Origin of the sequence: Mesorhizobium sp. M2D.F.Ca.ET.226.01.1.1 (assembly GCF_004022705.2) — a bacterium.
GTDB lineage: Bacteria > Pseudomonadota > Alphaproteobacteria > Rhizobiales > Rhizobiaceae > Mesorhizobium.
This window is the reverse complement of record NZ_RZOY02000129.1, coordinates 1-287: the sequence shown is the minus strand read 5'-3', so window position 1 is coordinate 287 and position 287 is coordinate 1. Positions and strand designations below refer to the sequence as shown.

The 287-nt window shown below is 64.8% G+C and carries 1 pseudogene; it reads right to left on the bottom strand.

The window, feature by feature from the left end:
* Positions 1-287: pseudogene (locus EN869_RS34090) on the bottom strand (hypothetical protein); the annotation flags it as partial.

Here is a 287-nt window from a genome sequence, read left to right as displayed (position 1 = left end):
GCCGTACTGCCGAATTTCGACAGCGCGTCCTGCGCGCCGCTGAGACGGCCGAGGAAGTTATGTGCGCCCTCGGGGTTGGCCCAGCTAAAGCCCTCTGGACGCTCGAAACCGGCAAATGCTGCCGTCGCACCGCGAACGTCGGTCGTTCCCAGAAGCCGCAGATCACGGCGATCTATCAGCGCTTCGGTCTTAACGAGCGCCAGATCGAAATCCTGGCGCGCGCGACGCCTAAGCGCGACTACTACTGCCAGTCCCGGCGCGGCAACCGTCTCTTCGAGCTCGGCCTG